Origin of the sequence: Halomicrococcus gelatinilyticus, assembly GCA_024227995.1 — an archaeon.
Taxonomy (GTDB): domain Archaea; phylum Halobacteriota; class Halobacteria; order Halobacteriales; family Haladaptataceae; genus Halomicrococcus; species Halomicrococcus gelatinilyticus.
In genome coordinates this window covers 1,862,807-1,889,202 of sequence record CP100465.1, presented here as the reverse complement: position 1 = coordinate 1,889,202, position 26,396 = coordinate 1,862,807, and the positions used below count along the sequence as shown (strand labels likewise).

At 67.7% G+C, this 26,396-nt stretch carries 29 protein-coding genes and 1 tRNA gene; 17 read left to right on the top strand and 13 right to left on the bottom strand.

Translation table 11 applies throughout. The features are described 5' to 3' along the window. Positions 1-73 precede the first annotated feature (73 nt). Entirely contained in the window at positions 74-466 is a 393-nt protein-coding gene (locus NKT36_RS09920) for a 30S ribosomal protein S6e (RefSeq protein ID WP_327050888.1), read from the top strand. 68 nt (positions 467-534) lie between these two features. Here NKT36_RS09920 and NKT36_RS09915 read toward each other — a convergent pair whose 3' ends face one another. Beyond that, positions 535-990 (bottom strand): universal stress protein, encoded by a 456-nt coding sequence (locus NKT36_RS09915; protein WP_327050887.1) that lies wholly within the window; start codon positions 988-990, stop codon positions 535-537. Between the two features lie 235 nt (positions 991-1,225). Between NKT36_RS09915 and NKT36_RS09910 the strand changes: the two genes are divergently transcribed. Both NKT36_RS09910 and NKT36_RS09905 read left to right on the top strand, forming a co-directional pair. Further along, complete coding sequence (locus NKT36_RS09910; RefSeq protein WP_327050886.1) at positions 1,226-1,564, top strand: dihydroneopterin aldolase family protein; 339 nt, start codon at positions 1,226-1,228, stop codon at positions 1,562-1,564. 95 nt (positions 1,565-1,659) lie between these two features. Further along, positions 1,660-2,142: a DUF5790 family protein gene (locus tag NKT36_RS09905; protein WP_327050885.1), complete on the top strand. Its 483-nt coding sequence runs from the start codon at positions 1,660-1,662 to the stop codon at positions 2,140-2,142. A 36-nt stretch (positions 2,143-2,178) separates the two neighbouring features. Here NKT36_RS09905 and NKT36_RS09900 read toward each other — a convergent pair whose 3' ends face one another. Beyond that, the gene (locus NKT36_RS09900; protein ID WP_327050884.1) at positions 2,179-2,916 is read right to left on the bottom strand and encodes a creatininase family protein; all 738 of its coding nucleotides are present in this window, start codon (positions 2,914-2,916) and stop codon (positions 2,179-2,181) included. A gap of 134 nt (positions 2,917-3,050) precedes the next feature. Between NKT36_RS09900 and NKT36_RS09895 the strand changes: the two genes are divergently transcribed. The 4 genes from NKT36_RS09895 to NKT36_RS09880 all read left to right on the top strand — a co-directional run bounded on the left by NKT36_RS09895 (position 3,051) and on the right by NKT36_RS09880 (position 6,882). Next, positions 3,051-3,374 carry a DUF5789 family protein gene (locus NKT36_RS09895; protein ID WP_327050883.1) on the top strand — a complete coding sequence of 108 codons (324 nt, stop codon included), beginning with the start codon at positions 3,051-3,053 and terminating at the stop codon, positions 3,372-3,374. A gap of 355 nt (positions 3,375-3,729) precedes the next feature. Further along, positions 3,730-5,238: an alpha,alpha-trehalose-phosphate synthase (UDP-forming) gene (locus NKT36_RS09890; protein ID WP_327050882.1), complete on the top strand. Its 1,509-nt coding sequence runs from the start codon at positions 3,730-3,732 to the stop codon at positions 5,236-5,238. Beyond that, a complete protein-coding gene (gene otsB, locus NKT36_RS09885) occupies positions 5,235-6,071 on the top strand; it encodes a trehalose-phosphatase (RefSeq protein WP_327050881.1) in 837 nt (278 codons plus the stop codon). Before NKT36_RS09890 ends, otsB begins: the two co-directional genes overlap by 4 nt. A gap of 235 nt (positions 6,072-6,306) precedes the next feature. Continuing rightward, positions 6,307-6,882: a hypothetical protein gene (locus tag NKT36_RS09880; protein ID WP_327050880.1), complete on the top strand. Its 576-nt coding sequence runs from the start codon at positions 6,307-6,309 to the stop codon at positions 6,880-6,882. Between the two features lie 23 nt (positions 6,883-6,905). Here the strand turns inward: NKT36_RS09880 and NKT36_RS09875 are convergent, their stop codons facing one another. The 3 genes from NKT36_RS09875 to NKT36_RS09865 all read right to left on the bottom strand — a co-directional run bounded on the left by NKT36_RS09875 (position 6,906) and on the right by NKT36_RS09865 (position 10,093). Continuing rightward, entirely contained in the window at positions 6,906-8,867 is a 1,962-nt protein-coding gene (locus tag NKT36_RS09875) for an ABC transporter ATP-binding protein (protein ID WP_327050879.1), read from the bottom strand. 141 nt (positions 8,868-9,008) lie between these two features. After that, the gene (locus tag NKT36_RS09870; protein ID WP_327050878.1) at positions 9,009-9,278 is read right to left on the bottom strand and encodes a DUF7538 family protein; all 270 of its coding nucleotides are present in this window, start codon (positions 9,276-9,278) and stop codon (positions 9,009-9,011) included. Between the two features lie 47 nt (positions 9,279-9,325). Further along, positions 9,326-10,093, bottom strand: a complete 768-nt coding sequence (locus tag NKT36_RS09865) for a sensor domain-containing protein (RefSeq protein WP_327050877.1) — start codon at positions 10,091-10,093, stop codon at positions 9,326-9,328. 218 nt (positions 10,094-10,311) lie between these two features. Here NKT36_RS09865 and NKT36_RS09860 point away from each other — a divergent pair, with 218 nt between their 5' ends. The 4 genes from NKT36_RS09860 (at position 10,312) to NKT36_RS09845 (ending at position 12,041) form a co-directional block, all read left to right on the top strand. Next, positions 10,312-10,653, top strand: coding sequence for a helix-turn-helix domain-containing protein (locus NKT36_RS09860; protein WP_327050876.1), 342 nt, complete (start codon positions 10,312-10,314; stop codon positions 10,651-10,653). Beyond that, positions 10,650-10,967 carry a hypothetical protein gene (locus NKT36_RS09855; protein WP_327050875.1) on the top strand — a complete coding sequence of 106 codons (318 nt, stop codon included), beginning with the start codon at positions 10,650-10,652 and terminating at the stop codon, positions 10,965-10,967. The genes NKT36_RS09860 and NKT36_RS09855 overlap by 4 nt, the downstream gene beginning before the upstream one ends. Next, complete coding sequence (locus tag NKT36_RS09850) at positions 10,957-11,223, top strand: DUF7521 family protein (RefSeq protein ID WP_327050874.1); 267 nt, start codon at positions 10,957-10,959, stop codon at positions 11,221-11,223. The genes NKT36_RS09855 and NKT36_RS09850 overlap by 11 nt, the downstream gene beginning before the upstream one ends. Before the next feature lie 155 nt (positions 11,224-11,378). Then, a complete protein-coding gene (locus NKT36_RS09845; protein ID WP_327050873.1) occupies positions 11,379-12,041 on the top strand; it encodes a sensor domain-containing protein in 663 nt (220 codons plus the stop codon). A 457-nt stretch (positions 12,042-12,498) separates the two neighbouring features. Here NKT36_RS09845 and NKT36_RS09840 read toward each other — a convergent pair whose 3' ends face one another. Next, positions 12,499-13,329: a DUF4097 family beta strand repeat-containing protein gene (locus NKT36_RS09840; protein WP_327050872.1), complete on the bottom strand. Its 831-nt coding sequence runs from the start codon at positions 13,327-13,329 to the stop codon at positions 12,499-12,501. Between the two features lie 271 nt (positions 13,330-13,600). Between NKT36_RS09840 and NKT36_RS09835 the strand changes: the two genes are divergently transcribed. Both NKT36_RS09835 and NKT36_RS09830 read left to right on the top strand, forming a co-directional pair. Then, complete coding sequence (locus NKT36_RS09835; protein ID WP_327050871.1) at positions 13,601-14,743, top strand: NAD(P)/FAD-dependent oxidoreductase; 1,143 nt, start codon at positions 13,601-13,603, stop codon at positions 14,741-14,743. Position 14,744: 1 nt separating this feature from the next. Beyond that, the gene (locus NKT36_RS09830) at positions 14,745-15,158 is read left to right on the top strand and encodes a DUF1641 domain-containing protein (protein ID WP_327050870.1); all 414 of its coding nucleotides are present in this window, start codon (positions 14,745-14,747) and stop codon (positions 15,156-15,158) included. A gap of 24 nt (positions 15,159-15,182) precedes the next feature. Here the strand turns inward: NKT36_RS09830 and NKT36_RS09825 are convergent, their stop codons facing one another. After that, the gene (locus NKT36_RS09825; protein WP_327050869.1) at positions 15,183-17,405 is read right to left on the bottom strand and encodes a CDC48 family AAA ATPase; all 2,223 of its coding nucleotides are present in this window, start codon (positions 17,403-17,405) and stop codon (positions 15,183-15,185) included. 269 nt (positions 17,406-17,674) lie between these two features. Then, positions 17,675-18,352, bottom strand: coding sequence for a phosphate signaling complex protein PhoU (phoU, locus tag NKT36_RS09820; RefSeq protein WP_327050868.1), 678 nt, complete (start codon positions 18,350-18,352; stop codon positions 17,675-17,677). Between the two features lie 106 nt (positions 18,353-18,458). On the opposite strand from phoU, the gene NKT36_RS09815 reads away from it, so the two are divergent. Both NKT36_RS09815 and NKT36_RS09810 read left to right on the top strand, forming a co-directional pair. Next, positions 18,459-18,983, top strand: a complete 525-nt coding sequence (locus NKT36_RS09815; protein ID WP_327050867.1) for a CBS domain-containing protein — start codon at positions 18,459-18,461, stop codon at positions 18,981-18,983. A gap of 384 nt (positions 18,984-19,367) precedes the next feature. Next, positions 19,368-19,440 (top strand) — tRNA-Arg (locus tag NKT36_RS09810). 624 nt (positions 19,441-20,064) lie between these two features. Here NKT36_RS09810 and NKT36_RS09805 read toward each other — a convergent pair. The 4 genes from NKT36_RS09805 to NKT36_RS09790 form a co-directional block, all read right to left on the bottom strand. Beyond that, positions 20,065-20,862, bottom strand: a complete 798-nt coding sequence (locus NKT36_RS09805; RefSeq protein ID WP_327050866.1) for a TrmB family transcriptional regulator — start codon at positions 20,860-20,862, stop codon at positions 20,065-20,067. A gap of 548 nt (positions 20,863-21,410) precedes the next feature. Beyond that, positions 21,411-21,743: a DUF7344 domain-containing protein gene (locus NKT36_RS09800; protein WP_327050865.1), complete on the bottom strand. Its 333-nt coding sequence runs from the start codon at positions 21,741-21,743 to the stop codon at positions 21,411-21,413. Positions 21,744-21,867: 124 nt separating this feature from the next. Beyond that, a complete protein-coding gene (locus tag NKT36_RS09795; RefSeq protein WP_407652169.1) occupies positions 21,868-22,317 on the bottom strand; it encodes an Lrp/AsnC family transcriptional regulator in 450 nt (149 codons plus the stop codon). 314 nt (positions 22,318-22,631) lie between these two features. Then, positions 22,632-23,486 carry a hypothetical protein gene (locus NKT36_RS09790; protein WP_327050863.1) on the bottom strand — a complete coding sequence of 285 codons (855 nt, stop codon included), beginning with the start codon at positions 23,484-23,486 and terminating at the stop codon, positions 22,632-22,634. A gap of 255 nt (positions 23,487-23,741) precedes the next feature. Here NKT36_RS09790 and NKT36_RS09785 point away from each other — a divergent pair, with 255 nt between their 5' ends. Together NKT36_RS09785 and NKT36_RS09780 are read left to right on the top strand one after the other, a co-directional pair. Then, the gene (locus tag NKT36_RS09785) at positions 23,742-24,059 is read left to right on the top strand and encodes a hypothetical protein (protein WP_327050862.1); all 318 of its coding nucleotides are present in this window, start codon (positions 23,742-23,744) and stop codon (positions 24,057-24,059) included. Positions 24,060-24,280: 221 nt separating this feature from the next. Further along, positions 24,281-24,865 (top strand): peroxidase-related enzyme, encoded by a 585-nt coding sequence (locus NKT36_RS09780; protein WP_327050861.1) that lies wholly within the window; start codon positions 24,281-24,283, stop codon positions 24,863-24,865. Positions 24,866-24,883: 18 nt separating this feature from the next. Here the strand turns inward: NKT36_RS09780 and NKT36_RS09775 are convergent, their stop codons facing one another. After that, entirely contained in the window at positions 24,884-26,251 is a 1,368-nt protein-coding gene (locus tag NKT36_RS09775; protein ID WP_327050860.1) for a hypothetical protein, read from the bottom strand. Between the last annotated feature and the right edge of the window lie 145 nt (positions 26,252-26,396).

The window sequence follows — 26,396 nt, the reverse complement described above, 5'->3', positions numbered from 1 at the left end:
ACCGGAAGCGCGGCGGAGCGTTCTCGGAGCCAAAATCGTATTCCTTTTACCGAGCGCTCGCCATTTCCCCCGTATGGCAAACTTCCAGGTCGTCGTCGCGGACCCCGACTCCGGGGCGACCTACCAGCGAGACGTGGACGGACAGGACGCGAACCGGTTCATCGGCAAGGAGATCGGCCAGACGGTCGGCGGCGACGCGGTCGGCCTCGACGGCTACGAGGTCGAGATCCGCGGCGGTTCGGACAACGCCGGCCGACCGATGCGCGACGACGTCAACGGCCCGGCGCTGAAGGAGGTCCTGCTCGAGGGCGGCACCGGCTACAACCCCAAGCGCGACGGCGAGCGCAAGCGCGTCACCGTCCGCGGCAAGGAGGTCAGCGACGACATCGCCCAGCTCAACGTCTCGATTTCGGAGCGCGGCGAGGAGTCCGTCGAGGACCTTCTCGGCGGCGGCGACGAAGAGTAACGACGCCAGTTCTCTCGGCGACCCAGTTCGGTCTCTCTGCTCGACGAGCGACGCCGTCGTCTCTCCTCTCAGACCGACAGCACCGGCTGGCTCGCGTACAGGAGCACGTACTCCGCGGCCTTCTCCAGCACCTCGCCCGGTTCGCCGGTGAGCGGTTCCCGGGGGATGACGATGAAGTCCGCCTCGACCTCGTCGGCGGAGTCGAGGACGGCGCTGCCGGGGTGCTGGGTCTTCCGGCGGGTCGAGAAGCCGTACGCGATAGAGTTCCCGAGTTCGACGCCGTAGTCGTCGGTGATGTCGCGGGCGCTCTCGATGAACGACTCGGTCTCGACGACGACGTCGTCCTTCTCGACGGCGCCCGTCTCGATAGCCTTCGACACCTCCTCGTCGAGCACGTACAGCGCGTGGACGTCAGCCCCGTACTTCTCGGCGATTCCAGCCGCGTACTCGACAGCGGCTACCGACTCGTCGCTCCCGTCCACGGGGACGAGAACCGTGTTCACCTCGACTGGCGACTCCGTCATACGCGTGGTGTGCGCGGAGCGGGACAAAAAGCCTTCTCCTGACAGAAGAACCGCAATCGTGGGGATTGCGGTTCGGGTGCAACCTGCCCCATCGGGGCGTGATGATTGTTATCAGCATACCACTTAGCAGTTTGCCTTGCCGCAATCTGAAACGTGCGAGTTCGTCCCGTTGCCGGTCGCTGGCCGGTCGTCCGCCATCACGCGAACTTTAGTGGCGGGGCGCGTGCCATCGGACATGGACCCCGAGACGAGCGAGACCGCCTGCTTCGAGGCGGGCGTCAAGTTCGGCGCGCTGTACCACCAGTTCGCCGGGACCCCCGTCAGTCCCGACACCGCGGACAGCCTCGCACGCGCGATGGAGGAGAGCATCGAGAACCAGCCGTTCTGCGAGTCCGTGACGGTCGACGTCCTCACCGACGAACTCGCCGACGCCATCGACCACGGCTACACCGAACTCACGGGCCGGTTCATGGAGGTCGAGATCGTCGTCGAGCAGGACGGCGTCGAGGTCGTCGCCCGCATGGAGATGGAGGACGGCTACCCCCTGATGCGGGTCGCGGACGTCCGAGCGTAGCTTTCGATTTCCTGCCGACAGGCCGCCCCCCGCACCGCGATTTCACTTCCGGTTTCGGGCCGGTCTTTAAAACACGTGCCGTCCAAGTGACGGGTATGAGCCAATCGACCTTCGACGACGAACTGTTCGGCGAGGCCGCCAGCGAGGTCCGCGAGAACGTCGAGGAGCACCTCGACGCGGCGCGAGAGGAGCTCCCGGCCGTCGAGGCCGTGTGGGAGAGCGACGCCGACAACACGCTCGGGACGCTCAACGCGCTCCGGTCGGCGCTCGACGTCGCCGACGCCGCCGACCACCTCCGTGACGCCAAGAAGTGGTTCGCGATGGGCGAGCGCGCCGACGCCTTCGACGACGCCGACGACCTCGAGGCCGAGATCGCGGCGCTCGACTCGGCCATCGAGGACGTCGAGGCCGCCCGCGAGCAGGTCGGCGAACTGGCGAGCACGGTCCCGAGCCTGAAGAGCGCGCTCGAGGACCTGCAGGCCGACGACGAACCGGAGCCAGCGGCCGACGACGCGGACGCCGGAGACGAACCGGACGCGACCGACGGCGAGGCCGACGAGGCGGACGCCGAAGCGTAGGGACGTCGCGCCCGTCGCGACCCGTTCACACGGTCGCTACCTGTGGTCGGGCAGGCGCACGTCCCGCGATTCGACCGCGTCGAGTAGCGCCGCCAGCGCCGCGCCCGCAAGGTCGAGCAGTTCCTCGCCGCGCCGTTCGTCGCCCGCCGTCGGGTCGCCGACCACGCCGTTCTCCGTGAACTCCGCGCTGTCGACCGCGAGGTTCGCGTGCGAGACCCACTCCCCCCAGCCGTCGCTGGCGCCCTCGCGAGCCTCGTCGACGCGCTCCTCGCGGACGAGGTCGGGGTAGACGTGGCGCAGCAGGGCGGTCTCCAGCGGGCCGGCGTGGCCCATGTCGCCGGCGTGGTCGCCGACCGCCTCGAACCACGTGAACGGGACGGCGTAGGCGTCGTCGTCGCGCGTGATGGTCCCCGCGACCTCGCGCAGTGCCGCCACGTTCCCGCCGTGGCCGTTGACGAGCACGACGCGGTCCCAGCCGTGGTGGGCGAGGCTGGCGACCGTCTCGCGGACGTACCGCCGGAAGGTGTCCGGGCTGACCCACAGCGTCCCGGTGAACTGGCGATGCTCCTCGCTGACGCCGACCGTCACCGGCGGCGCGACGACCACCTCGCCGTCGTAGGCGGCCGCCCCCGCGTCGGCGACCGCCTCGGCGTTCAGCGCGTCGGTCGCCAGCGGCGCGTGCGGACCGTGCTGTTCGGTGCTCCCGACCGGCAGCAGTGCGAGGTCCGTGTCGAGGTCGTCGGCGTCGGTCCACGTCGCGTCCGAGAGGTGCATACGCGTCGGAAGTGGCGGCAGTATCTTGTAAGCCCCGCCTCGGCACCCGGCCGCAGGGTGCACGGAGCGAGGAAGTGCTGTAAACAGAACGGTTGGCCAGAAGGCCTTACCCGTCGTCCGGCGTCGGTCGGTACATGACCGAGGACAAACGAGACCGCACGCTGGGGGTCGACCTCGGCGAGTTGAGCGACGAACTCGACGAACACGAGTATCCGGTGTCGGCGGACGAACTCGTCGAGGAGTACGGCGACCACGAGTTAGAACTGGAGAACGGGTCGGAGACCGTCCGGTCGGTGCTCGGGCCGCTGAACGAGGACTACGAGTCGGCCGACGACGTGCGCCAGTCCATCGTCGGCATGGTCGACAGCGAGGCGGTCGGGCGCCAGCGCTACTCCGACCGCGGCGGGTTCGAGCAGTCCGCGCCCGACGACGACGACCCCGACGTCGAGTCGTTCTGACCGGTACGCCTCCGTTCTTCGATGCTTTCGACGCCGGTCGCGCCACCGCGGGTGACCGGCCGCCCTGAACTGTTCTCCGTCCGACCGGTACGTTCCCTGTCGTGCAGCGCCAGGTTCGCGCTGCGATCGATAGGCGCGGGACGACCGTCCGACGTGCCCGCGGTCTGCCGCCGAGTAACGGGGCGTTTCGGACGGGTAGGCCGAGCCTGAAACCCGATATCTGGGCCGTAAGACAGTTCAGACGTTCAAACTGTGATGAACGGGCGACCCGCTTATTCGGTGCAACGGGGAACCACTGGTAGCAGATGAGAGGTGTACACGGTGCCGCGGGGAGGGTCCCGCGGGCCACAGAGTTATGACAGGGGAATCGCCGACGCCCGAGGACGTGTCCTCGCTGGTGGAGGACCGCAATCTCGTGGTCGTATCGAATCGTGAACCGTACAGTCACGAGTACGACGACGATGGCGAGGTGTCCGTCAGCTGCCCCGCCGGCGGACTGACCTCGGCACTCGACCCGGTGATGCAGTCGGTCGGCGGGACGTGGGTCGCGTGGGCGAGCGGCGACGCCGACGACGTGACGTCCGACGAGGCGGGTCGCGTCGGCGTGCCGCCCGAGTCGCCCGCCTACACCCTCCGGCGCGTTCCGCTGTCGGACGAGCGGGTCGACGGCTACTACTACGGCTACAGCAACCAGGTGCTGTGGCCGGTCTGTCACCTCGACACCGCGAAGGTGAACGCGAAAGGAGAGTTCTGGGAGCACTACCAGGCGGCCAACCGGTCGTTCGCCGACGCCGTCTCGGCGGAGGCCGGCGACGACCCGATCGTGTGGTTCCAGGACTACCACCTCGCGCTGGCCCCGGAGCTTGTGCGCGAGCAGCGACCAGACGCCTTCTGTATGCAGTTCTGGCACGTCCCGTGGCCGCCCCGGGACGCGTTCCAGGCCGCACCGCAGTACGAACAGCTGCTGGAGGGGCTGCTCGGCAACGACCTGCTCGGCGTCCACACCGACAGGTACTGCCGGAACTTCCTCGACTGTGCTGCCGCGCTGTCGGGCGCGACCGTCGACCGGGCGACGCGCAGCGTCGTCTACGACGGCCACCGGACGTTCGTCCGGCCGTTCCCGCTCGGCGTCGACGCCGACCACCGGCGCGACCTCGCCCGGTCGGCGGCGGCGGCGGAGTTCTGGCGGTCGTTCCGCGACAGCCACGGCCTGGACGGCACTCGCGTCGCGCTCGGCGTCGAGCGCCTCGACTACACGAAGGGCATCCCGGAGCGCCTCGCCGCGCTCGAACGCCTCTGGGAGACGCGGCCGGAGTGGCGCGGCGAACTCACGTACGTCCAGAAAGCCAGCGAGAGCCGGACCCGCATCCCGGCCTACCAGCGCCTGCAGGACGAGGTCCGCGGGGAGGTAGCGCGGGTCAACGACCGGTTCGGCACGGACGACTGGCGGCCCATCGTCTACGTTGAGGACCACCTCCCGCAGGAGGGGCTGGCCGCGCTGTACCGCGAGGCGGACCTCTGTCTCGTCAGCGCGCTCCGCGACGGGATGAACCTCGTGGCGAAGGAGTACGTCGCCTCGCAGGTCGACGACCCCGGCGTGCTACTGCTGAGCGAACTCGCCGGCGCCAGCGAGAAGCTCGGCGACGAGGTGCTGACGATCCACCCGCGCGACACCGACGGGGTCGCCGACGCCATCGAGCGGGGGCTGCAGCTACCCGCGGACGAGCGCGAGCGCCGGATGGGCGAGCTGAAGCGGCAGGTCCACGCCGACGACGTCTACGCGTGGCTGGCCGCCCAGTTCCGCACGGTGAAGGCCATCCAGCGCGGACGCGAGCGGGCCGCCGCGCCGCCGCGGGGACGATGACCGGCGAACCGATTCCGTTCGACGAGCAACGCGACGCGCTCGCCGAGCGCCTGCAGGGCGTCGACGGCCTGCTCGTGCTGCTGGACTTCGACGGTACGCTCGCGCCCATCGCGGACCGTCCCGACGCGGTGGCGCTCCCGGAAGCCACCGGCGACGTGCTCGCGGACCTCCGGGACGCGCGCGGCGTCCGGGTCGGCGTCGTCAGCGGCCGCGGTCTCGCGGACCTCCGCGACCGCGTCGACGTCGAGGGGCTGGCCTACGCCGGCAACCACGGCCTCGAACTCCGGGTCGACGACGAGACCCGCTACCCCGTCGGGAGCGACTTCCGGGCGACCATCGAACGGGTCGTCGCGGACGTCGACGCGCAACTGGCGGACGTCGACGGGGCGTTCGTCGAGGACAAGGGCGTGACCGCCTCGGTCCACTACCGCCTCGCGCCGGACGAGGCCGTGCCGGCGGTGGAACGGGCCGTCCGGACCGCCGTGGCGGACGTCGACGACGTCCGCGTGACGACGGGCAAGGCGGTCCTGGAGCTGCGACCCGACGTCGACTGGGACAAGGGTCGGGCGACGCGCTGGCTCTACGACCGTCTGGTACCCGACGACGAGGCGTGGTCGGCGCTGTACGTCGGCGACGACCGCACCGACGAGGACGCCTTCCGCGCGCTCCCGGACGCGGGGTTCGGCGTCGCGGTGGGGCGCGAATCGGAGACCGCGGCCGACTACCACGTCCCCGACACGGACGCCGTCCGCGGGGCGCTGCGCTGGCTTGCCGACCGCGGCGTCGACCGCCTCGACGCCCCGGACGGCCGGTCGACCGCCCGGCGTTCGTGACCGGGCCCGGACGACGCGCGCTCGTGCCGTGCGAGACCCCCGACGAGGTCCACACCCCGTCGGTCGCAACCGGGGGACGCGCCGCCCCGTTCGCGTGTAGCGGTAACTCGTCGTTACGTCGACGAGCGACGGCACCGGCACCGCCGTGACGAGGGTAACGCCGCGACGAGGGCTGCGAACGGTCTGAACGGTCAACGCGGTTTATTCGCCAATTTCGAGTAGGACGGGGCGAACCATGGCACCCGAAGACGACACCGAGGAACACGAGGAGCGAGCCGAAGAACGAACGGCGGAGGAACGGACCGGAGAGCGCGAGGAACGGACGCTTCGAGCGGGCAGCACGTGGGAACGCGAGCGCGAACCGGAACGCGGCGGGACGTCGGACCGGCCCGTCGGCCGGTCCCAGCAGCGGTCGGGGTACGGCCAGGCGTCGGAGACCTACGGCGACCGCTACGTGAGCGGCGTCGAGAGCGGCAGCGGGCAGGGACGACCGTCGGGTCCCGGTGGAACCGAGCGGGCGCGCCTGGAGACGACCGACAGCGGCGGGGACGAAACCGACAGGGGCGAGGACGAGGCGCGAACGGAGCGACGCGAGGGCGAGCGGCAGGAGGAACGTGAGGGCGGCGAGCAACGCGAGGAGGTGCCGCGGTACGGGGGGCGGCTCGAATCCACCCGGCAGTCGCGCGGTCGGTGGGGGCGCAACGAGAACGAGCTCCGGGCGTACGAGCGGCGCATCGACCGTGCGATAGCGCGACAGTGCGACCTCCAGCGGGACAAGAGCGGCCAGCCGTACCACCGCGGACGGCGCTGAGTCCGTCAGACAGCCGATGGCGGTCAGTCGTCGTCGACTTCCGTGCGAGCGGTACGGCGCGCGGCACGCTCGACGAACTCCTCGGGCAGCTCGTCGATCTCGCCGGCCTGGACGCCCCAGAGGTGGGCGTAGAGCCCGTCGTTCTCCAGCAGGTCGTCGTGGGTCCCGCGCTCGACGATCTTGCCGCCCTCGAGGACGACGATCTTGTCGGCGTCCTTGATGGTCGAGAGGCGGTGGGCGATGGCGAACGTGGTCCGGTCCTCGGTGAGCCGGTCCAGCGAGCGCTGGATGAGCATCTCCGTCTCGGTGTCGACGTCGCTGGTCGCCTCGTCGAGGATGAGTATCTCGGGGTCCTTGAGGATGGCCCGGGCGATGGAGATGCGCTGGCGCTGGCCGCCGGAGAGCTTGACGCCGCGCTCGCCCACCTCCGTGTCGTACCCCTCCGGCAGGTTCGTGATGAACTCGTGGGCCTCCGCGGCCTTCGCGGCCTCGACGACGGCCTCCTCGTCGGCGTCGAACGTACCGTAAGCGATGTTCTCGCGGACCGTGCCGTAGAACATGAACGTGTCCTGGCTGACGTAGCCGATGGCCTGCCGGAGACTCGGCAGGCTGACGTCGCGGAGGTCGGTGCCGTCGATGCGGATGGCACCCTCGTCGACGTCGTACATGCGCAACAGGAGCTTGAGGACGGTCGACTTGCCTGCGCCGGTCGGCCCGACCAGCGCCAGGGTGTCGCCGCCCGCGACGTCGAAGGCGACGTCCTCGACGATGACCTCCTCGTCGTCGTAGCCGAAGGTGACGTCGTCGTAGACGACCTCGCCCTCGTCGACCACGAGTTCGTCGGCGTCGGGGTCCTCACGGATGCGACTGGGTTCGTCCATCAGGCCGAAGATGCGCGAACTGGAGGCGTAGGCGCGCTGGTACATGTTGATGATGGAGCCGAACTGCGCCATCGGCCAGATGAACCGCTGGGTCAGCAGCATGAACGTGACGAACTTGCCGGCCGAGAGGTCGCCCGTGAAGAACCACGGTCCCTCGCCGTTGAGCACCCACAGGCCGCCAACGACGAACGTGAGCGCGAAGCCGAGTCCCGAGAGGATCTGGAGCGACGGGAAGAACTTGATGCGGGTGACGATGGCCCCCCAGTTCGAGTCGAAGTACTCGTCGGAGACGTCCTCGACGCGGTCGGACTCGTAGGTCTCGGTGTTGCTCGTCTTGATGACCTGGATGCCGCCGAGGTTGTTCTCCAGTCGGGAGTTGACCTTGCCGACGGCCGAGCGGACGTCGGCGTACTTCGGCTGGATGATCTCGACGAACTTGTAGGTGAACAGGCCGATGAGCGGCACCGGCACCATCGCGACGAGCGCGAGTTGCCAGTTCGTCGTGAAGAGGATGACCGCGATGGCGACGACCATCACCGACAGGCGGAACGCCGAGTTCATCCCGTCGTTGAGGAACCGTTCGAGCCGGTTCACGTCGTTGCTGAGGATGGACATCATCTCGCCGGTCTGCTTGTCGGCGAAGAAGTCCATGTTCAGCCGTTGCATCTTGTCGTACGTGTCGGTCCGGATGTCGTGCTGGATGTTCTGCGCGAAGGAGTTCCAGCCCCAGTTGCGCGCCCAGTGGAAGGCGGCACCGAAGGCGAACGCCGCCGCGATGACGACGACAGAGAACCAGAACTGGTCGGTCGGCGTCGCGGGCGATATCGCGGCCGCGACGCTCTCCGAGAGCAGGGGAAGCTGGCTCGCGAGCGCCTCCGAGTACGGGATCTGTCCCGACCCCTCGGCGAACAGCGCGTCGATGGCGACGCCCAGGACGATGGGCGGGAGGAGGTTGAGCACCCGGGCGAAGATGCTCGCCACCACGCCGGTCGCGAACGCGAGCGTGTTCTCGGCCCCGTATTCGAGGAACAGCCGTCGCATCGGATTCTCGGCGTTCTCCTTCTGCTCCTCGAAGGGGTCGTCTTCGTCCTCGTGTATGCTCATTACACACACAGAGACGACGCCGCGTTGATAAGAGTTTCCTACGAATCGAAATACTCAGCTCTAGGAGACGAATCGACCGCCTCCAACGGCGTCAGCGACGGCGGTTCACCGGGATGGGACTGGCAAACCCTCAGCGTCGTGTCACAGCGTGCGGTCCTCGACGGCCGGGTCGACGTCGGCGGCCGCCAGGTCCTGCCGCACGCGTTCGCGCAGCGGCGTCGGCACCGTGTCGCGGCCGACCGGGACCGCGGTCGTGCCGTCGCCTTTCACCTTCCAGTAGAGCACGCACTCGCTGGGGTGGTAGTACTCGATGCTGTAGTGGTCGTCGGCGCCCTGGTAGTGGACGCGAGCGGCGAACTCCTCGGCCTGCCAGCCGTCCTGCTCCGCGAGCGCTGCCAGCGCGTCGTCCATGGGCCTCGAAGGGACGCGAACGTGGTAGCCGTTACGGAATCCGGTTTCTAGTGGGGGTCAGGCGTCGGGGTGCTGGTCCCGAGCATGTATCGAGTGTACCAGGCGGAGACCCGCGCGAGGCCGTTCAGGAGGTGCAGCGAGAGGACGCCGAGGCCGACGCCGACCGCGGCGACCGCGAGCGCCTGCGAGAGCGTCGTGACCTGCCACGAGCCGACGTGGACGACCGTGTCGACGCCGACGAGAAGTTGCCGCCAGGCGACGTACAGCGTCGGGTGGAGTTCGATGGGGGCGTCGGTCACGAAACCGACGTACACGCCCGGCTGGTCGTAGACGAACGGGACCACGAGCATGCTCGTCGCCGTCGTCAGCAGCGTCATGATGAGGACGAACGACGCGACGCCGAGGAAGAGCTTCGAACCGAGGTAGACGACCGCCTTCCACGTCCCGAGGTCGGTCACCAGTCGCTTCGCGCGTTCGACCAGCGAGTCGAGCGTCGAGTCGGCGTCCGTCGGGCCGAGCACCGGCGAGCCGTCAGACTCGATGTCGACGCCGAGCAGCAGCGCGGTGAGTTCGCGCTCGACGGCCGCGAGTCCGGTCGCGAGCGCCAGGACCGCCAGGAACAGCGGCACGCCGACGACGGTGATGGCGAGGCCGACGCCGAGCGAGAGGCCCACCGACAGGAGGACGAAGTACAGTAGCCCGAGTGGGAAGGCGAGCGCGAGGTACAGCAGGTTGCGGTACGTCTGGAGTCGGAACGGCACTCCGAGGGCCGTCCGGAGGAAGGGCAGGACCGAGTCGCGGCGCTGGGAGACCATCTTCGATATCCGAAAGTCTCCCTGCCCGACCAGTTAAAGATACTGATGCGAACAGATAGATTACTTAAAACTATCGGCAAGTCGCACGGTCGACGAGCATCCGAGACCCTTTAACTGGCGGCCGTGCGAAGCTGGCGACGGACGGCGATGGAATGTACGTTCGAGTCCGGGAGCGAACGACGCCGGCTCGCTTCCGACGGCGACGGGAGGGAGTCGCGATGAGCGACGACGTCGCCGAACTGCTCGAACTGCTGGACGACGAGTACGCGCGGACGATACTCGTCGAGACGCACGAGGAGCCGATGGCCGCGGACGCGCTCGCGGACGCCTGCGACGCGTCGCCGTCGACCGTCTACCGGCGCATCGAGCGGCTGAAGGACCAGCGACTGCTCGAAGCCGAGCAGCGCCTCGACCCGGACGGCCACCACCACGAGGTGTACTCCGCGTGTCTCCAGCGCGCCACCGTCGAGGTGACCACCGACGGATTCCAGCTGGAGGTCGACCGGACGGAGGACCCGGCCGACCGGTTCACCAAGCTCTACGAGGGGTTCAAAGGATGACGGCGCTCGCCCCGCTACAGACCGCGGCCGGTGGCTCCGAGACGGTGGTCAGCTTGGCCATCGCCGGAATGCTGCTCGCCGTCGTGCTATCGCTGGCCGTCGTCTACCGACTCGTTTCCGGCTACCGGCGCGACGGCACCCGCCTGATGCTGTATCTCGGCGTCGGCCTGGCGCTGCTGGTTACCGCCCCGACCGTCCTCCGGTTCCTGCTGCCGACCTTCACCGACGCGACGCCAGGCGCGCGGTCGCTCGCCACGACCGTCTTCGAACTGCTCGGCCTTTCGGCCATCCTGTACGCCATGTATGACCCCTGACACAGTCACAGTCGCCGCCGGCCTCACCGCCGCGCTCGGTCTGTTCGTCGCCTACCAGGCGTACCGCGGCTACCGGCGCAACGGGAGCAAGCCCATGCTCTACCTCGCGGTCGGCATCGCCTGCTTCACCGCCATCCCCTTCGTCCTCACGGAACTGCTCGCCCCGGCGATGACGTGGTCCGACGGCCAGACCCTGCTGGGCGTCGTCACCGCCTACAACGTCGGTCTCGTCGCCATCCTCTGGTCGCTGCGGTAGCGCCGGCCGGGGTCCGCCACCGGCGCGTCCGGGAGCGCCGCCGAGCGGCGACCCCTCACCGTTCTAGTACAAAAATGTTGTCCGCGTTCGCCCGCTCAGCGACGCGCGGTCCCGGTTTAACAGGTGTGCGTTCGACGCATCGAGCGAAGACGACCATGACGACCACCTCACTGCGCGACGCCGCGACGTCGTTCGTCGGCGTCGCCGTCCGCCCACAGACGTACCGGAACCTGCTGTACCTCCTGCTGTCGTTCCCGCTCGGGACGGCGTACTTCGTCGCGCTGACCGTCGGCTTCTCGCTCGGCGTCGGCCTCGCCATCACCTGGTTCGGCATCCCCGTCCTGCTGGCGACGCTGGCGGGGGCGACCGTCCTCGCGACCGTCGAGGCCAGGCTGGCGAACCGACTGCTCGGTACGTCGGTTCCGTCGCGGTCGCCCGACACCTCGGGCGGCATCACCACGGCCGTGAAGCGTCTCGTCACCGACGCGCGGACCTGGGTCGACGTCGGCTACCTCCTCGGGCGGTTCGTCTTCGGGGTCGCCGCGTTCGTCGCCCTCGTCGCCCTGCTGTCGCTCTCGCTGTCGCTGCTCGCCGCCCCGCTGACCTACTCGACCGCCTTCTACGTCGACGTCCAGGTCGGCACGCTGTCGGTCGGCCCGTTCGAGAACGGCAGGATGGCCGTCGACACGTTCCGGGAGGCGCTCGGCGCGGCCGCCGTCGGCGCGGTGACGACCCTCGTCTCGCTGCACCTGCTGAACGGCCTCGCACGTCTCGCCGCCGAGGTCACCGAGGCCGTCCTCGGCGCGACCGACGACTGACCCGGGCGTCCGGGTCCCAGGTCCGCGTCGGCAAGGCGTCGGCGTCCCGCTTCGGCCCTCCGCCCCGCTTCGGCCCTCCGCCCCGCTTCGGCTCTCCACCCCGCTTCGGCCCTCCGCCCCGCTTCGGCTCTCCACCCCGCTTCGGCCCTCCGCCCCGCTTCGGCTCTCCACCCCGCTTCGGCTCTCCACCCCGCTTCGGCCCTCCGCCCCACTTCGGCCCTCCACCCCACTTCGGCCAACGCCTGCTCGCGCTCCGCGTCCACTTCGATGCCCGTCAGCGTCACCTCGTCGCGCTGGTCGGGGACGGCGACCGGGACGGTCACGCCGAGACGCGTCGCTCCAGCGTCCGACGAGGGACGGAGTTCACCGGGCAGATCGGGTGGACCCACTGCGCGGGCGACAGGTGAGAGCCGTGTGCCTCGCAGGGCGGAGCGTGGTCGAGCGGCGTCCGCGAGAATCAGTCGAGTTTCGAGACGGAGAGGTCGCCGTTGGTGCTGGCGATGCGGAGTCGCCCCTCGCCGTCGCCGAGTTCCCCCTCGACGAGGTGTTCGGTCCGCATCGAGTCGTCGAGGGACAGGCCGCGGACCGCGACGTCGCCGAAATCGGTCGTGGCGGCGAGTTCGGCGTTCAAGTCCGGCGAGACCGCGACCGCGATGTCGCCGTTCGTCGTCTCGACGGCCGCGGCGTCGCGGACGGCCGGCACGTCGACCGCCACCTCGCCGTTCGTCGTCGTCACGGATTCGACGCCAGCGACGTCCCGCGCCTCGACGTCGCCGTTCGTCGTCTCGGCGCTGAAGAAGCCGTCGAGCGACCGCACTGACACGTCACCGTTCACCGTCTCGAGCGTCGCGTCGCCGGCCACGCGCCGGACGTCGACGTCGCCGTTCACGGTCCGGACCGTATCGAGGGCGACGCCGGCGGGGAGGTCGACGGTCACGTCGACGGTCGTCGACCCTTCGAGCCAGGAACCGCCGCTCTCGCCCCGGGTCGCGATGCGGAGCGTCCCGTCGTCGCGGCTCACGTTCACGGTCACCTTCGAGACGTCGGCGAACACCGAACTCGACTGCTTGACCGTCTTGACCCGCACCCGGTCGCGGTCGGTGGGGCGGACGGTGACGTCGCCGTTCGTGTCGACGGTGACCTGGTCGTCCGACGCGACGTCGTAGCTGTCGGTCGATTCGAGGCGCTTGCCGACGAACGGCGTGGCGTTGGTACACCCCGAGAGGCTGGCGATGGCGGCGGTCCCGCCCAGCGCGAGGAGTCGCCGTCTGGTCCTGTCGACTGTCATGTCGCAACCTACGAAAACGGACCGTATAAAAATAGAGACCGGAACGCTCGCCCGGCGAACGTCCCGAAGGCTTAAGTACGATGATCTGTCCGGGCGTCGCTTTCACGCCGGACGGCGGTCGAATCGAGAGGTACGGTTAATCTCGGTGGCGTCGTATGGGTGGCGGAGGGTTTCCACTTCGTGATACCATGCGACCACTGACTACCAGGATCGACGACCCGGAACCGACTGCCGACATCGACGACTCGGACCGCCGTGCAGGGGGACCGGGATGACCGAGCGCATCGCCATCGTCGGCGGCGGCACCGGGGGGACGGTCCTCGCGAACAAGCTCGCCGACGACCTGGCGGACGAGATCGACGCCGGCGACGTCGAGGTGGCGCTCGTCACCGCCAGCCCGGACCACGTGTACAAGCCACTGTTCCTCTACGTCGCGTTCGGGCGGCGAGAGGCCGACCAGGCGCGACGCCCCATCCGGGAACTGCTCGACCGGCGCGTCACGCTCCACGTGGCGCTCGTCACCGACGTCGACGTCGACGACCGGCGTCTCACGCGCGAGGACGGCGCGACGCTCGACTACGACTACCTGGCGCTCGCGACCGGGGCGAACGTCGCACCGGAGGACGTTCCGGGCCTGGCGGAAGGGGGCCACCACTACTACGCTCCCGAAGCGGCCGAGTCGTTGCGCGACGCGCTCGCCTCGTTCGAGGGCGGCCGACTCGTCCTCAGCGTCGTCGGGATGCCGCACATGTGCCCGGTCGCGCCGCTGGAGTTCGCGTTCATCGCCGACGCGTGGTTCCGCGAGCGCGGCCGCCGTGACGAGGTCGAACTCGTCTACACCTACCCCAGCGAGCGGGTCCACTCGCTCGACGCCATCGCCGACTGGGCGTCCCCGCGGATGGCCGAGCGCAGTATCGAGCGGGAGACCCCGTTCGAACTGCAGGAACTCGACCCCGACGAGCAGGTCGCCGTGGGGACGGACGGCACCGAACTCCCCTACGACCTGTTCGTGACCATCCCACCCCACCAGGGCGACGAACTCATCGTCCGGTCGGGACTCGGCGACGACGGCTGGATCGACGTCGACCAGCACACGCTCGAGTACCCGGGCGCCGAGGGCGTGTTCGCGTTCGGCGACACCGCCGACCTGCCGACGAGCAAGGCTGGCAGCGCCGCCCATTACGAGGCGGGCGTCGTCGCCGACCGCATCGCCAGCCTCGTCCGGGACGAGACGCCGACGGCAACCTACTCGGGGAAGACCATGTGCTTCATCGAGACGGGCACGGACGAGGCGACGTTCGTCTCCTTCGAGTACGGCGAACAGCCGACGCTGCGCGAGCCGTCGCGGACCGTCCACTGGGCGAAGCTGGCGTACAACGAATCGTACTGGCTGACCGCACGCGGCCTCCTCTGACATGTCCGAGACCGACGAACACGAACACGAGTCCGACGTCCTCGAGGAAGCGATAGCAGAGAATCCCGAAGCGGTCGCGACGTTCGTCGACCAGCTCGACCTCGTGAACGAGCTGCTGGCGGCGCTCGACCTGGCGACGGCGGCGCTGGACGACGACATGGTCGTCTCGCTGGCGAACACCGGGTCGTCGCTCGGCGAGGTCGCCGACGTCGCCGCCGACCCGGAGACGGTCGCCGCCTTGCGGACGGTGCTGTCCGCGGTCGGCGAGGTCGACGTCACCGACGGGTCGGCGGAGCCGGTCGGCACCCTGGGGCTCGTCCGTGCCCTGGGCGACCCGGACGTCCAGGCCGGGCTCGGGTTCCTCGTCGCCGTCGCTCGGGAACTCGGCGCTGAAATCCGAGACGGGGAGTCGTAGCGTCGCGGGAAAGAGAGGCGTCGGTTACTGGAAACCGATGCGACCGCTCGTCCGGCGCTGCGCCCCGGACGAACCGCCCTTGAACTCCTGTTCCATCTCCTCGTAGTAGTCGAGCAGGTCGTCGGTGATGGTGGCGCGCACGCTCTCCATCGCCGAGCGGAAGTGCCGCATCTCGACCTCCTCGGCGTCGTCGTCCTCGCGCAGCGCCTCGATGGCCGCTTCGCGGGCGATGGACTCGAGGTCGCTCCCGACGTAGCCGTCGGTCATCTCCGCGAGTTCGCGCAGGCTGACGTCGGCCGCCAGCGGCGTCTCGCGGGTGTGGATCTTGAGGATCTGCTCGCGGCCGTCCGTGTCCGGCTCGCCGATCATCACGAGTCGGTCGAACCGGCCCGAGCGGATGAGCGCCGGGTCGATCATGTCCGGACGGTTGGTCGCGCCGATGACCATCACGTCGCCGGCCTCCTCGAGCCCGTCGAGCTCCGTCAGCAGCTGGTTGACCACGCGCTCGCTGACGTTGCTCCCCATCTCCTGGCTCCGCGAGGGCGCGAGGCTGTCGAGCTCGTCGAAGAAGATGACGGTCGGGCTGACCTGGCGCGCCTTGCGGAACGTCTGGCGGATGGCCTTCTCGCTCTCGCCGACCCACTTCGACAGCAGCTGGGGCCCGCGGACGCTGATGAAGTTGGCGTTCGTCTCGTTGGCGACCGCCTTCGCCATCAGCGTCTTGCCCGTCCCGGGCGGGCCGTAGAGCAGCACGCCGCTCGGCGGGTCGATGCCCATCCGGTCGAACTTCTCGGGAGAGGACAGCGGCCACTCGACGCTCTCCTTGACGTCCTCCTGGGCCTCCTCGAGGCCGCCGACGTCGTCCCACGATATCTTCGGGAGTTCGACCAGCACCTCCCGCATCGCGGAGGGTTCGACCTCGTTCAGCGCCCCGCGGAAGTCCTCGCGCTTGACGATCATCCGGTCGATGAGCGACGGCGGGATGGACTCCTCGTCGAGGTCGATCTCCGGCAGGTAGCGCCGGAGCGCCTTCATCGCGGCCTCCTTCGTCAGGCTCTCGATGTCGGCGCCAACGAAGCCGTGGGTGTCGTTGGCCAGCCCGCCGAGGTTGACGTCGTCGGAGAGCGGCATCCCGCGCGTGTGAATCTGGAGTATCTCCTTGCGCCCCGACTCGTCGGGAACGCCGATCTCGATCTCGCGGTCGAACCGGCCGGGTCGGCGCAGCGCGGGGTCGACCGAGTCGACGCGGTTGGTCGCGGCGATGACGATGACCTGGCCGCGGGCCTCCAGGCCGTCCATCATCGTCAGCAGCTGGGCGACGACGCGCCGTTCGACCTCGCCGGTCACGTCCTCGCGCTTCGGCGCGATGGAGTCGAGTTCGTCGATGAAGATGATGGAGGGTGCTTCCTCGGCCGCGTCCTCGAATATCTCCCGCAGTTGCTGTTCGGACTCGCCGTAGTACTTCGAGATGATCTCCGGACCGGCGATGGAGAAGAAACTGGCGCTGGTCTCGTTGGCGACCGCCTTCGCCAGCAGCGTCTTGCCCGTCCCCGGCGGGCCGTGCAGGAGCACGCCCTGCGGCGGTTCGATGCCCAGCTTCTGGAAGATCTGGGGATGCTTCATCGGGAGTTCGACCATCTCCCGCACGCGCTGGATCTCGTTCTGCAGGCCGCCGATGTCCTCGTAGGTGATGCCGCCGCCCGTCTTCTCGAAGCCCGAGATGGGCTCCTCGCGCAGTTCCACGTCCGTGTCCTCCGTGATGAGACAGACGCCGTCCGGCTCCGTCTCGACCGCGATGAGCGGGATGGCCTGCCCCGGCGAGCGCATGAACGGGTGGTTCGTGCTCGACATGACCGGCACGATGTCGCGCTCGACCACCGGGCGCTTGAGGATCTGGCGTTTCACCATGCCGGCGGCGTCGCTGCCGAACTGGACGCTCGCCTCCTCCGGCGGGGCGAGCACCAGCTTGTCTGCCTTCTCGGCCTCGGCCTTCCGGATCTCGACGCGCTCGCCGATCCCGACGTCGGCGTTCTGGCGCGTGAACCCGTCGATACGCACGGTGTCGGTGTTCCAGTCCTGGCGGTCAGCGCGCCAGACCTTCGCCGCCGTGGTGTCGGCACCTTCGATCTCGATGATGTCTCCCGGACTCAGCTTCAGGTGGAGCAGCGTGTCCGGATCGAGACGGGCGATACCGCGACCCGAGTCGTTCGGGTACGCCTTCGCCACCTCGAGTTGCACTTCGTTCATGATTTTACACTTGCGGGGATGTTCGTGGCTGATGGTTCACGGGGCATAAGTCCTTTGTTACCGGGAGTTTCAGCACTCCAGCCCCCCGATACGCCTGGACCCAGCCCGCGTTCGATGCCAGTTGCTACGTGTTGGCCCTACAAAGGGATAGTGGTGTAACAGTGGCGGCTTGAAGTGGGCAGGGGACCGGGCGGACCGGTCGACCCGCCCGCGCCGGCTCGACGTCGAGCCGTGCTACCGCGTCGAGCGGTCCGACGTGACGGACGCCGTCAGTAGATGAGTTCGTCGTCGTTCTCGATCATGTACAGCGTTCGGGCGGCGATGTTGACCGCGTGGTCGCCGACGCGTTCGAGGTCCCGGACCGTCAGCAGGAGGCGCGAGACGTCCTGGAGGAGCTGTTCGACCTCCTCGTCGGAGTTGGCCTCAAGCTCCGTCTCGATGAGGTCGCGGACGACGAGCGCGCTCGCACGTTCGCAGAGTTCGTCGAGTTCGTCGTCCTGCTCGGCGACCTCGTAACAGGCGTCGATGCTCTCCTCGTCGTAGGCCGTCATGGCGTCCTCGATCATCGACAGCGCCAGGTCGCCGATCTCCTGGACGTCGACCTCCGGGAAGACGTCCTTGTCGGCGTCGAGGGTGTGCTCGCCGAGGTTCACCGCCAGGTCGGCGATGCGTTCGAGGTCGGTGATGATCTTGTACGACGCGGCGACGAGCCGGAAGTCGCCCGCGATCGGTTCGTGCAGGCGCAGCAGGTCGATGCAGTCCCCCTCGATGTCGAGATAGAGCTGGTTGATCTCGTCGTCGGCGTCGATGATCTCCCGAGCGAGTTGCCTGTCCTTCCGTTCGAGCGCGTTCAGTCCCTTGCGGATCCGCTCCATGACGAGTTCGCTCATGTAGAGCACGTCGTCCTGCAGATCGCGGAGACTCTCCTCGTACTCCGTTCCGGGCATACCCGCTCATTGCGGGAGTCACAGGTATGAACTTTTTGGAGCGACGAGAGTTCGCCGACAGGTCGGACGCGAAAAAGCTTACACGCGGGCTCGCCTCTCCCCGACCATGACAATCACGGCTCGCGACCTGATGACGACGGACGTCGAGACGGTCACCCCCGACGACGACATCAGCGAGGCGCTGACCCGCCTCGCTCGCGTTGACTTCAACGGCTTCCCCGTGGTCGAGGAGGACGGCACGCTGGTCGGCATCGTCACCCAGACCGACCTCGTCCAGCTGTTCCAGCCCAGCGACCGGACGCTGTGGATCCCCATCGGCTTCCCGCCGTTCCTCGAGAGTCTGGAGTACGCCATCGACCTTTCGTGGGACGAACTCGACACCAGCATCGACCTCGCGAAGAACGCCGGCAAGCCGGTCTCGACCGTCATGACCGCGGACGTGGTGACCGTCGAACCGGACGACGACCTCGACCGCATCCTCGACCTGCTCGTCGACGACGAGCGCGACATCAACCGCCTGCCGGTCGTCGAACCCGGCACCGCGGACGACGGCGCGGGTCGACTCGTCGGCATCATCGCCCGCCAGGACGTGCTCGGCGTCATCCGCGACGAACGCCGGTCGGACGACTAGGGGCGGTTCTTCTCGGTTCCCTCTCGCGTTCGTCGGGGGTTCGGCCGCGGCGTCCGAACGTCACAGCAGTCGGAGTCGTCACTCGACCGTCTGGGGCGCACGAACATTCGTCAGAACGAGTCCGCTCGCCGGAAAGCAGTGGTTTCGGGATGCTAGCCCGATACACACCCATGAACCACCGTAAAAACGGAGGTTCACCCATAATTTGATTGCACAGACACATAAATCTTTGCGAGAGATGGGTCGGGCCAGCGTCCGTCGCTAGCGTGCGGCGGTCGAGCGGTCGCACGGCCGGAACGACGCCGACGCGTCGGGCAACTGACCCGAGATCGACAGCGGGGTTTTCACAAGCGTTAAACTGCGGTACCGCATACCGGTGCACGAGGGCGCGTAGCTCAGCGGACAGAGCACTTGGTTCCGGACCAAGATGCCGCGGGTTCAAATCCCGTCGCGCCCGTTCGATTCTGCGACGAACGAACGTGAGGAGCGAATCGCCGCAAGCGAGGGATTTGAACGAGGCGAGTCGCAGCCCGCGCAGGGAGCGCAAGCGACCGAGCAGGACCGTCTCGACGTGGTTCACAATCCCGTCGCGCCCGCTCGATTCTGCGACGAACGGACGTGAGGAGCGAATCGCCGCAAGCGAAGGATTTGAACCGGACCGAGGTTCTGCGCCAAGCGCAGGTTCTCGGGCGTGGTTCACAATCCCGTCGCGCCCGTTCGATTCTGCGACGAACGAACGTGAGGAGCGAATCGCCGCAAGCGAGGGATTTGAACGAGGCGAGTCGCAGCCCGCGCAGGGAGCGCAAGCGACCGAGCAGGACCGTCTCGACGTGGTTCACAATCCCGTCGCGCCCGCTCGATTCTGCGACGAACGGACGTGAGGAGGAAACTGACGACGAGCGACTGATCTGAAACGGATACCGACGACGTCGTGTCCACCCGGTGGGCAACGACCGAACGGACGGGGACGAACGGGGAACCGCTGAGTCACCGAAACTCGTTCTGAACGGACACGTCCGCCGGTGAAAGTGACGGCTCCGACGCGGACTGGTACTCCCGAAGCGATCCACGCCGACCGGGGCTATTCGTTCGGCATCTCCGGATCCACCGCCGGGTGTAACCCGGTCGCCATCAGCCGCCGTGCGATCACCACCAGCCCGTTTTCGAAGCCGCGTCCGAACACGGCGCGTTCCGTCTCGACGTCGCCAGTCGCGGTCTCGTGGATCGAACTCACCAGGATGGTGTTCTGGTCGACGAGCAGCAACCGACTGATCGTGGTGTCGTCGTCGAGGTCGTGTGATGAACTGTGCAGCCACTCCAGCTCCGAGACGAAGACCTTTGCCTCCGGGAGCGTCTCGGCCACCTGCTCGCGGAGCTGCTCGGTTACCGTACCGACGAGAACCCTCAGGTCCCTCTCGATAGCTGCCTTCAGCTTGTCGGACAACTCGTCGGTGAGAGCCTCCTCACGACTAACGATGAGAACGACCTCCTCGTCGGCAGCGTCGATGAGCTGTTCGGTTCGGGTCGCGATCGACGTGGTGCCCGAGAGCGCCCAGACCTCGTGCGTAACCTCTTCGTCACCCTCCGGCTGTGCTGGTTCGATGTTGTTGACTGCTTCGACGAGCGTCTCCGTCCGCGTCGCGTATTCCTCGCGAAGCGTCTCCGCCGCTTCCTCGATCGGCACGGACCGGAACTGCTGGGGGCTCGAATGCTGGACTTCGACGAGACCCTTTGCTTCCAACACCCCGATCGCGTCGTAGACGCGCGTTCGGGGGACGTCGGAGGTCTCGCTGATCTCCTTGGCGGTCGCTTTCGGAAGCCGCGACAACGCAACGAGACACTTTGCCTCGTACTCTTTGAGCCCGAGTTTCTGGAGCAATTCGACTGCCTGCTGGTGATTAGTTAAGCCTTTCATGGGTCCCAACCATGCGACCGGCGGTTCCGGTGCTGTCTGTGGTGTTCCGTCGCCGCTCACAAGTCAGTTGCTCTCCCACCGACCGATTCCCGCTGGAAGAACTCCTGGTCACAGTTACGCCAAATGCTTTCTCGGTCTTGAACCACACTCATTCGGACACTATCACATTGCGGATTGTGAGTATATTTTCCCCAGGAGTTCGAGAATCAACAGGACAGACCCACTTAATGCGCAGATTTCTGGGCGATAATTCGGGATATCACACTGCTATCCTGCAGCTGACACTGGCGATACAACCCGGAGGCGAGAACAGGGGTCGCTCTCGCGCACCCCGCTGGCGGCCACGTCTCAGTGGGTCGCTTCGTCGACCGCCAGAGGAGTAACTCAGATAATCACAGTAAGGTTATACCCGGGGAGTGCGAACCAACGTGTGCACGGAGCTCGTATGGGTCCCAACCGATCGCTGCTCCGTGCCGAGCTGCCACATCCGTGGCAGTTTTTGCCACGAGATGTCAGTCCGGAACGCCATCTTCGGAGAGTACATCTTGCATCTCGTTCAGTGCAGTGAGAAGTGGTACGATGTTCTCGAACTGCGGACCCCTCGCCACGGTCCGTGCCTCTTGATTCCAGTCGACGTATCCGTGGTCTGCTAGCTTCGGGAGGTGGACGTGATACAGTTTGATCGACTCGGGATGTTTTCCGCCGTCGGCGGAGGGAGTCCCACCGTCGGCCTGTACCGCGCGCGACGTGGGGATCGGCTCGTCCGAGGGGTTCGTCTGTGCCAGGATGTTGAGCAACCGTCGTCGGTGGCCGTTCGCCAACACGGACAGTTTCGTATCTAACATACACGTAGAGATGGGGGTCGAACGTGTGTAAATGCGGAACATTTTCAGAGAAACTGGTTGCGTGATGAAGTGAGTGACACCCCACCGGGAACAATCACAGAAACCAGACGTCGTCCCCCATATTTCAGGCAGGGGAGTCGTCCTCGTCGTGTTCGCCGCGGGTGCTCATCGATCCAGTCCCCTGGAAGAAGAAGTGGGTGAACGGCTGGACGTGCCGCGTCCGCATCGTCTCCGAACTCTCGGTGTCGACGCCGAGGTCGTCGATCGCGTCCGTGGTTCGCGTGATGTCGGTCGTGCTCGTCCCGACGACGTCGACGTGAATGTTACGTCGGCCGGTGAGCATCTCCCGAACGTCGATAATGCCCTGGATTCCCCGCAGTTCGCGCGAATGTGACTCGAGTTCGTCGGACGGCGCGGAGATGACGGACGACACTTGCAACGGAAGATTGGCTGCCTCGTGGTCGACCTCCGGATGGTAGCCACTGATGATGCCGTCCGCTTCGAGTCGGTCGATTCGATTGCGGATGGTGCTGGGGGAGACGCCGACGCGGTCGGCCATATCCTGTGCAGTCACGTCCCGGGCATCCTCCCGGAGCGAGTAGAGGACTCTGGTCCACGTCGTCCAGGTCGCCCCGTGTCGCCAACATCGGGACGGCAAGTGTTAGCGTATTGTCCTCAGCGCGATGACACAGTCGAGTATCGTATTCTCGGATAGCGTCAGGAGAACGTCTGTGTTGGGTTCCAGTACGTTCGTTCGACGGCTGAACGAACTCCCGTCGCGCCCGCTCGATTCTGCGACGAACGGACGTGAGGAGCGAATCGTCGCAAGCGAGGGATCTGGATCAGGGAGTGGAGCGTCGCGGAACGACGCGGTTGGCGACGTCGGTGCTAGTACTCGCTCGAGTTGACCCCGACCGTGCCGCCGCTGGGCGTACCGACGCCGCCGCCGGCCGTCGTCCCATCGTCGATGAATCCGGTAGTGTTCTCGACGCCGGCGCCGGGGGCGGTCCCCGGGGTTCGCGTCGGCGTCGAGACGCCGGTGGTCGTCACCGTCGGCGTCGACGTCAGCGTCGTCGTAGTCGTCGTGGTCGTCGTGGTCGTCGTGGTCGTCGTGGTCGTCGTGGTCGTCGTGGTCGTCGTGGTGGGCACCCAGCTATCGACGATCGTGAACGAACCCTGGGTCGCCGCACCGCCGGCAGTCGCCGCCTGCGTCGTCGCGCGCAACGCGTAGGAACCGGTCCCGTAGACCGACCCGACCTGCACGAGGTAGTCGCCGGACTGGTTGGTGATACCGGAGACCGACACGTACTGGGACCGGTTCACCAGGCCGAAGTCCTGCGGACCGATCGGAACCACGTTCCCGCTCGGCGTGAAGACGCGGAAGAACAGCGTCCCCGGAGTGCCGCGCCGGGTCGTGAGGTTACGAGCGGCTTCGAGTTCGATGGTGAGGTTCTGCCCGCTCTGTGCCTGGACCGCGTACCAGTCGACGTCCCCCCGGTGGTCGAGTGCGGCCGCCGCGACCTGACCGGACTCTATCGGCGTCGCCTGCGTGTAGTTGTCGTTGGGTTCGTACGGATCGGCGCTCCCCGAGGTCGTCTGCACCGCGGCCAGCGTGCCGCGCTCCGCATTCGACTCGACGGGCTGCTGAGCGTGGGTCGCGAACGCGTCCACGCCGGCGCCCCACACGATCATCCCCAGGACCGCGAGCAGGACGAGCGTTCGACTGCGGGATGAGGCTGTCATCAGGTCGTGTCACTCCGGGAACCGACTCGCCGTCCCGCGTCGTAAACACCGCCGGCCGTTCGCAGCGTTGTGTGCGTTACGACCCCGTTGCTGGGGAATACCCTGTCGCGGACTCGACAGTGGGGCTAATTCTCGCCCGCGTCGGGGCGGCCCGTGTCCGCCGTCCGTCGTCGACATACGGCCGGAATAACGACGGTCTCGCTGCGAACGGCACCGGGAATCGTGTCACTACGGTCGTTCGGCGCGGTGAACGATTTGCGGGCTTCAAGCCGCTGCTGGTCGGGCAAGCGCCTGGACACGATGGAGACCACGGTGAAGGCCAAACGAACGGCGGTCGTCGTCGTCCTGCTGCTGGCGAGTGCGGTCGCCGCGCCGGTCGGCGTGACGGCGTCGGAGCGCCGGACGGACCAGACGACGCCGTCTGTTCGCTACCAGCAGGTACAGTCCGCAGTACAGGGGCAGACGACCGCGGCGAACGGGACGACGACCGCGGGCGTGACGACGACGAACGTCGCTGACCGGGGGTCGGTCCCGGACGAGAAGCGGGCTCCGACTGCCTCGCCGGTCGGGTAACCCATCGTCACCGTCGGCCCGACTACGACGCAAGATCGTCGATACGGTTCGACGTGCGGCCGTGGGGAACGCAGCGAGTCTCGCCCCGGTTCAGACTATCGTCGCGCCGGTTCGATTCTACGACGAGCGGACACGGGGGGCGAAGCGTCTCACGGGAACGCTGCGTACACCGCCGCGGCCCACGCTACATCGTTAAGTGACAGCACACCAAACGCGGAGCCATGTCCGACGCGACACTCGACGACGACGCACAGCGGCGATTCCCGGTTCCGGACTACGACGAGATTCCCGACGACCTCCGGGAGCGCATCGACGAGGAGACCGAGCGCGCCGGGTTCACGCCGAACGTGTTCGCGGCGCTCGCGTACAAGCCGTCCCACTTCCGCGCGTTCGTGGACTACCACGACGCGCTCGTCGACGACACGGCGCTCGACCGCGAGGAGGTGGAGATGATCATCGTCGCCGTCTCCGGCGTCAACCACTGCTACTACTGCAACGTCGCCCACGGCGCGCTCGTCCGCATCTACGCGAAGCGACCGACGCTCGCCGACCAGCTGGTGGCGAACTACCGCCAGGCGGACGTGAGCGAGAAGCGGATGGCGATGCTCGACGTGGCGGTGAAGCTCACCGAGCGCCCGACGGAGGTGACCGAAGATGACCTGCAGCGACTGCGCGACGCCGGCTACAGCGACGAGGAGGTCTGGGACATCGGGAGCGTGACGGCCTTCTTCAACCTCTCGAACCGGATGGCCACGTTCGCCGACTGGCGACCGAACGACGAGTTCCACGCGATGGGCAGGGAGTAGTCGTCGCCAGACGACGCGCTACGCCGACCCCGACGTCAACTCGAACGTGTAGAGGCCGGTGAACGAGTCGCTGGCGACGACGAGTCGCCGGTCGTCCGAGCCGTGGTAGTCGGCCCGCCACGCCATCGGCGGTTCGCCGAACCGCGAGACCGTGTCGTTCGGCGTCAGCGATTCCGTGCCGTCGTCGGTCTGGTACCGGTCGACCGGGTGCGGGTTCGTCGGGTCGGTGACGTCGTACAGCACGACGCCCTCGTGCCAGTCGCCGGCGGCGAGCAGCGTCGCGTCCTGCAGCGGGACGACGGCGAAGTGGTGGCCGGTCCAGTCGAAGTACGCCGCGGTGTCGTCCGGGTTCATGCGCTGGGCGTTCGGGGAGAGGGTGAACCCGACAGGGACGGGGTCGGACAGCGACCCGTCCCGCCATCCGACGTCGAAGACGTGCTTGCCGCCGGGACTCCCCTTGACGCGCTCGTCGCCGAGGTAGAGCAGGTCGCGGCGCGGGTCGAAGTGGCCGTGGTGGGCGCGTCCGAACGCCTCCTCGCCGATTTCCACCTGGTCGTACTGCGTGCGTTCGTCGTAGTCGAAGCGCCCGATCTCGGTCGGCTGCCGCGGGGCGCTCACGTCGTAGAGGACGAACCCGATGTACTCGCCGCCCTGGAACGCGGCGCAGAGCACCTCCCGGTCCGGGTCGACGTTGACGTCGTGGCACGCGCCCTGCGGCCCGTACTGGCCGGTCTTGCGCGGGGCCGTCGGGTCGCTCAGGTCGTACGCGTCGAACCCGTTGGTCTCCAGGTCGTAGTTCACCGTGTAGAGGACCGGCTCCGTCGGGTGGGGCGTCAGGTTGTGCGACTTCCCCTCGTCGACGGAGCCGACGACCGTCGGGTCGGACGGCGACCCGGCCGAGTGGCCGTAGTCGACGACCTCGAAGTTCCCGGGCCAGGTCCGCTCTATCGCCCGGTAGTACAGTCCCGTCCGGTGGCCGAACTTGACGTCCAGGTTCGGCGCGGCGTCCGGATTGTCGAGATGGTGGACCTGTTCGGGGGCGGTCGGGTCCGAGACGTCGACGAGATAGGACCCGGAGGTGCCCCACTTGGTCCCGAGGATGGCGTAGCGACCGTCGTCCCGGACCTCGGTCTCGGAGTAGCCGCCGCCGGGCGGCGACCCCGGCGACGGCCGTATCTGTCCCCGCTTCCGGAGCGACACCTGGTCGGCGTCGATCGGTTCGCTCCGTGTGGTCGTCGGTTCGTTCTCCGTGGTCGTCCGCGTCCGCTTCCCCTCGTCGTCCCAGGACGTCAGGCCGGAGCACCCGGCGAGCGACGTCGCCGCGAGTACGGCGCCTGACAGTCGCAGGACGCTACGTCGGGTCGTCGGAGCAGATTGTCGAGTCATCGGAGGTCACTCGGACGCTGAAACGGATGGCTGACTGATTGTTATACCCTGCCTGAACCCCGAATTAAAGAGTCAGGGGCCACCTACCGGCCCGAGCGACCGTCCCACACCGACGGGCGCTGCACCGAGAACCGACGACGGGGCG

Coding starts and splice junctions, on each gene's coding strand:
- NKT36_RS09780 (WP_327050861.1), top strand. CDS start 24,281: ATGTCCGACGCGACACTCGACGACGACGCACAGCGGCGATTCCCGGTT.
- phoU (WP_327050868.1), bottom strand. CDS start 18,352: ATGCCCGGAACGGAGTACGAGGAGAGTCTCCGCGATCTGCAGGACGAC.
- NKT36_RS09800 (WP_327050865.1), bottom strand. CDS start 21,743: ATGTTAGATACGAAACTGTCCGTGTTGGCGAACGGCCACCGACGACGG.
- NKT36_RS09815 (WP_327050867.1), top strand. CDS start 18,459: ATGACAATCACGGCTCGCGACCTGATGACGACGGACGTCGAGACGGTC.
- NKT36_RS09870 (WP_327050878.1), bottom strand. CDS start 9,278: ATGGACGACGCGCTGGCAGCGCTCGCGGAGCAGGACGGCTGGCAGGCC.
- NKT36_RS09880 (WP_327050880.1), top strand. CDS start 6,307: ATGGCACCCGAAGACGACACCGAGGAACACGAGGAGCGAGCCGAAGAA.
- NKT36_RS09920 (WP_327050888.1), top strand. CDS start 74: ATGGCAAACTTCCAGGTCGTCGTCGCGGACCCCGACTCCGGGGCGACC.
- NKT36_RS09845 (WP_327050873.1), top strand. CDS start 11,379: ATGACGACCACCTCACTGCGCGACGCCGCGACGTCGTTCGTCGGCGTC.
- NKT36_RS09835 (WP_327050871.1), top strand. CDS start 13,601: ATGACCGAGCGCATCGCCATCGTCGGCGGCGGCACCGGGGGGACGGTC.
- NKT36_RS09790 (WP_327050863.1), bottom strand. CDS start 23,486: ATGACAGCCTCATCCCGCAGTCGAACGCTCGTCCTGCTCGCGGTCCTG.
- NKT36_RS09915 (WP_327050887.1), bottom strand. CDS start 990: ATGACGGAGTCGCCAGTCGAGGTGAACACGGTTCTCGTCCCCGTGGAC.
- NKT36_RS09905 (WP_327050885.1), top strand. CDS start 1,660: ATGAGCCAATCGACCTTCGACGACGAACTGTTCGGCGAGGCCGCCAGC.
- NKT36_RS09840 (WP_327050872.1), bottom strand. CDS start 13,329: ATGACAGTCGACAGGACCAGACGGCGACTCCTCGCGCTGGGCGGGACC.
- NKT36_RS09775 (WP_327050860.1), bottom strand. CDS start 26,251: ATGACTCGACAATCTGCTCCGACGACCCGACGTAGCGTCCTGCGACTG.
- NKT36_RS09855 (WP_327050875.1), top strand. CDS start 10,650: ATGACGGCGCTCGCCCCGCTACAGACCGCGGCCGGTGGCTCCGAGACG.
- NKT36_RS09865 (WP_327050877.1), bottom strand. CDS start 10,093: ATGGTCTCCCAGCGCCGCGACTCGGTCCTGCCCTTCCTCCGGACGGCC.
- NKT36_RS09860 (WP_327050876.1), top strand. CDS start 10,312: ATGAGCGACGACGTCGCCGAACTGCTCGAACTGCTGGACGACGAGTAC.
- NKT36_RS09910 (WP_327050886.1), top strand. CDS start 1,226: ATGGACCCCGAGACGAGCGAGACCGCCTGCTTCGAGGCGGGCGTCAAG.
- otsB (WP_327050881.1), top strand. CDS start 5,235: ATGACCGGCGAACCGATTCCGTTCGACGAGCAACGCGACGCGCTCGCC.
- NKT36_RS09875 (WP_327050879.1), bottom strand. CDS start 8,867: ATGAGCATACACGAGGACGAAGACGACCCCTTCGAGGAGCAGAAGGAG.
- NKT36_RS09830 (WP_327050870.1), top strand. CDS start 14,745: ATGTCCGAGACCGACGAACACGAACACGAGTCCGACGTCCTCGAGGAA.
- NKT36_RS09900 (WP_327050884.1), bottom strand. CDS start 2,916: ATGCACCTCTCGGACGCGACGTGGACCGACGCCGACGACCTCGACACG.
- NKT36_RS09850 (WP_327050874.1), top strand. CDS start 10,957: ATGACCCCTGACACAGTCACAGTCGCCGCCGGCCTCACCGCCGCGCTC.
- NKT36_RS09895 (WP_327050883.1), top strand. CDS start 3,051: ATGACCGAGGACAAACGAGACCGCACGCTGGGGGTCGACCTCGGCGAG.
- NKT36_RS09825 (WP_327050869.1), bottom strand. CDS start 17,405: ATGAACGAAGTGCAACTCGAGGTGGCGAAGGCGTACCCGAACGACTCG.
- NKT36_RS09890 (WP_327050882.1), top strand. CDS start 3,730: ATGACAGGGGAATCGCCGACGCCCGAGGACGTGTCCTCGCTGGTGGAG.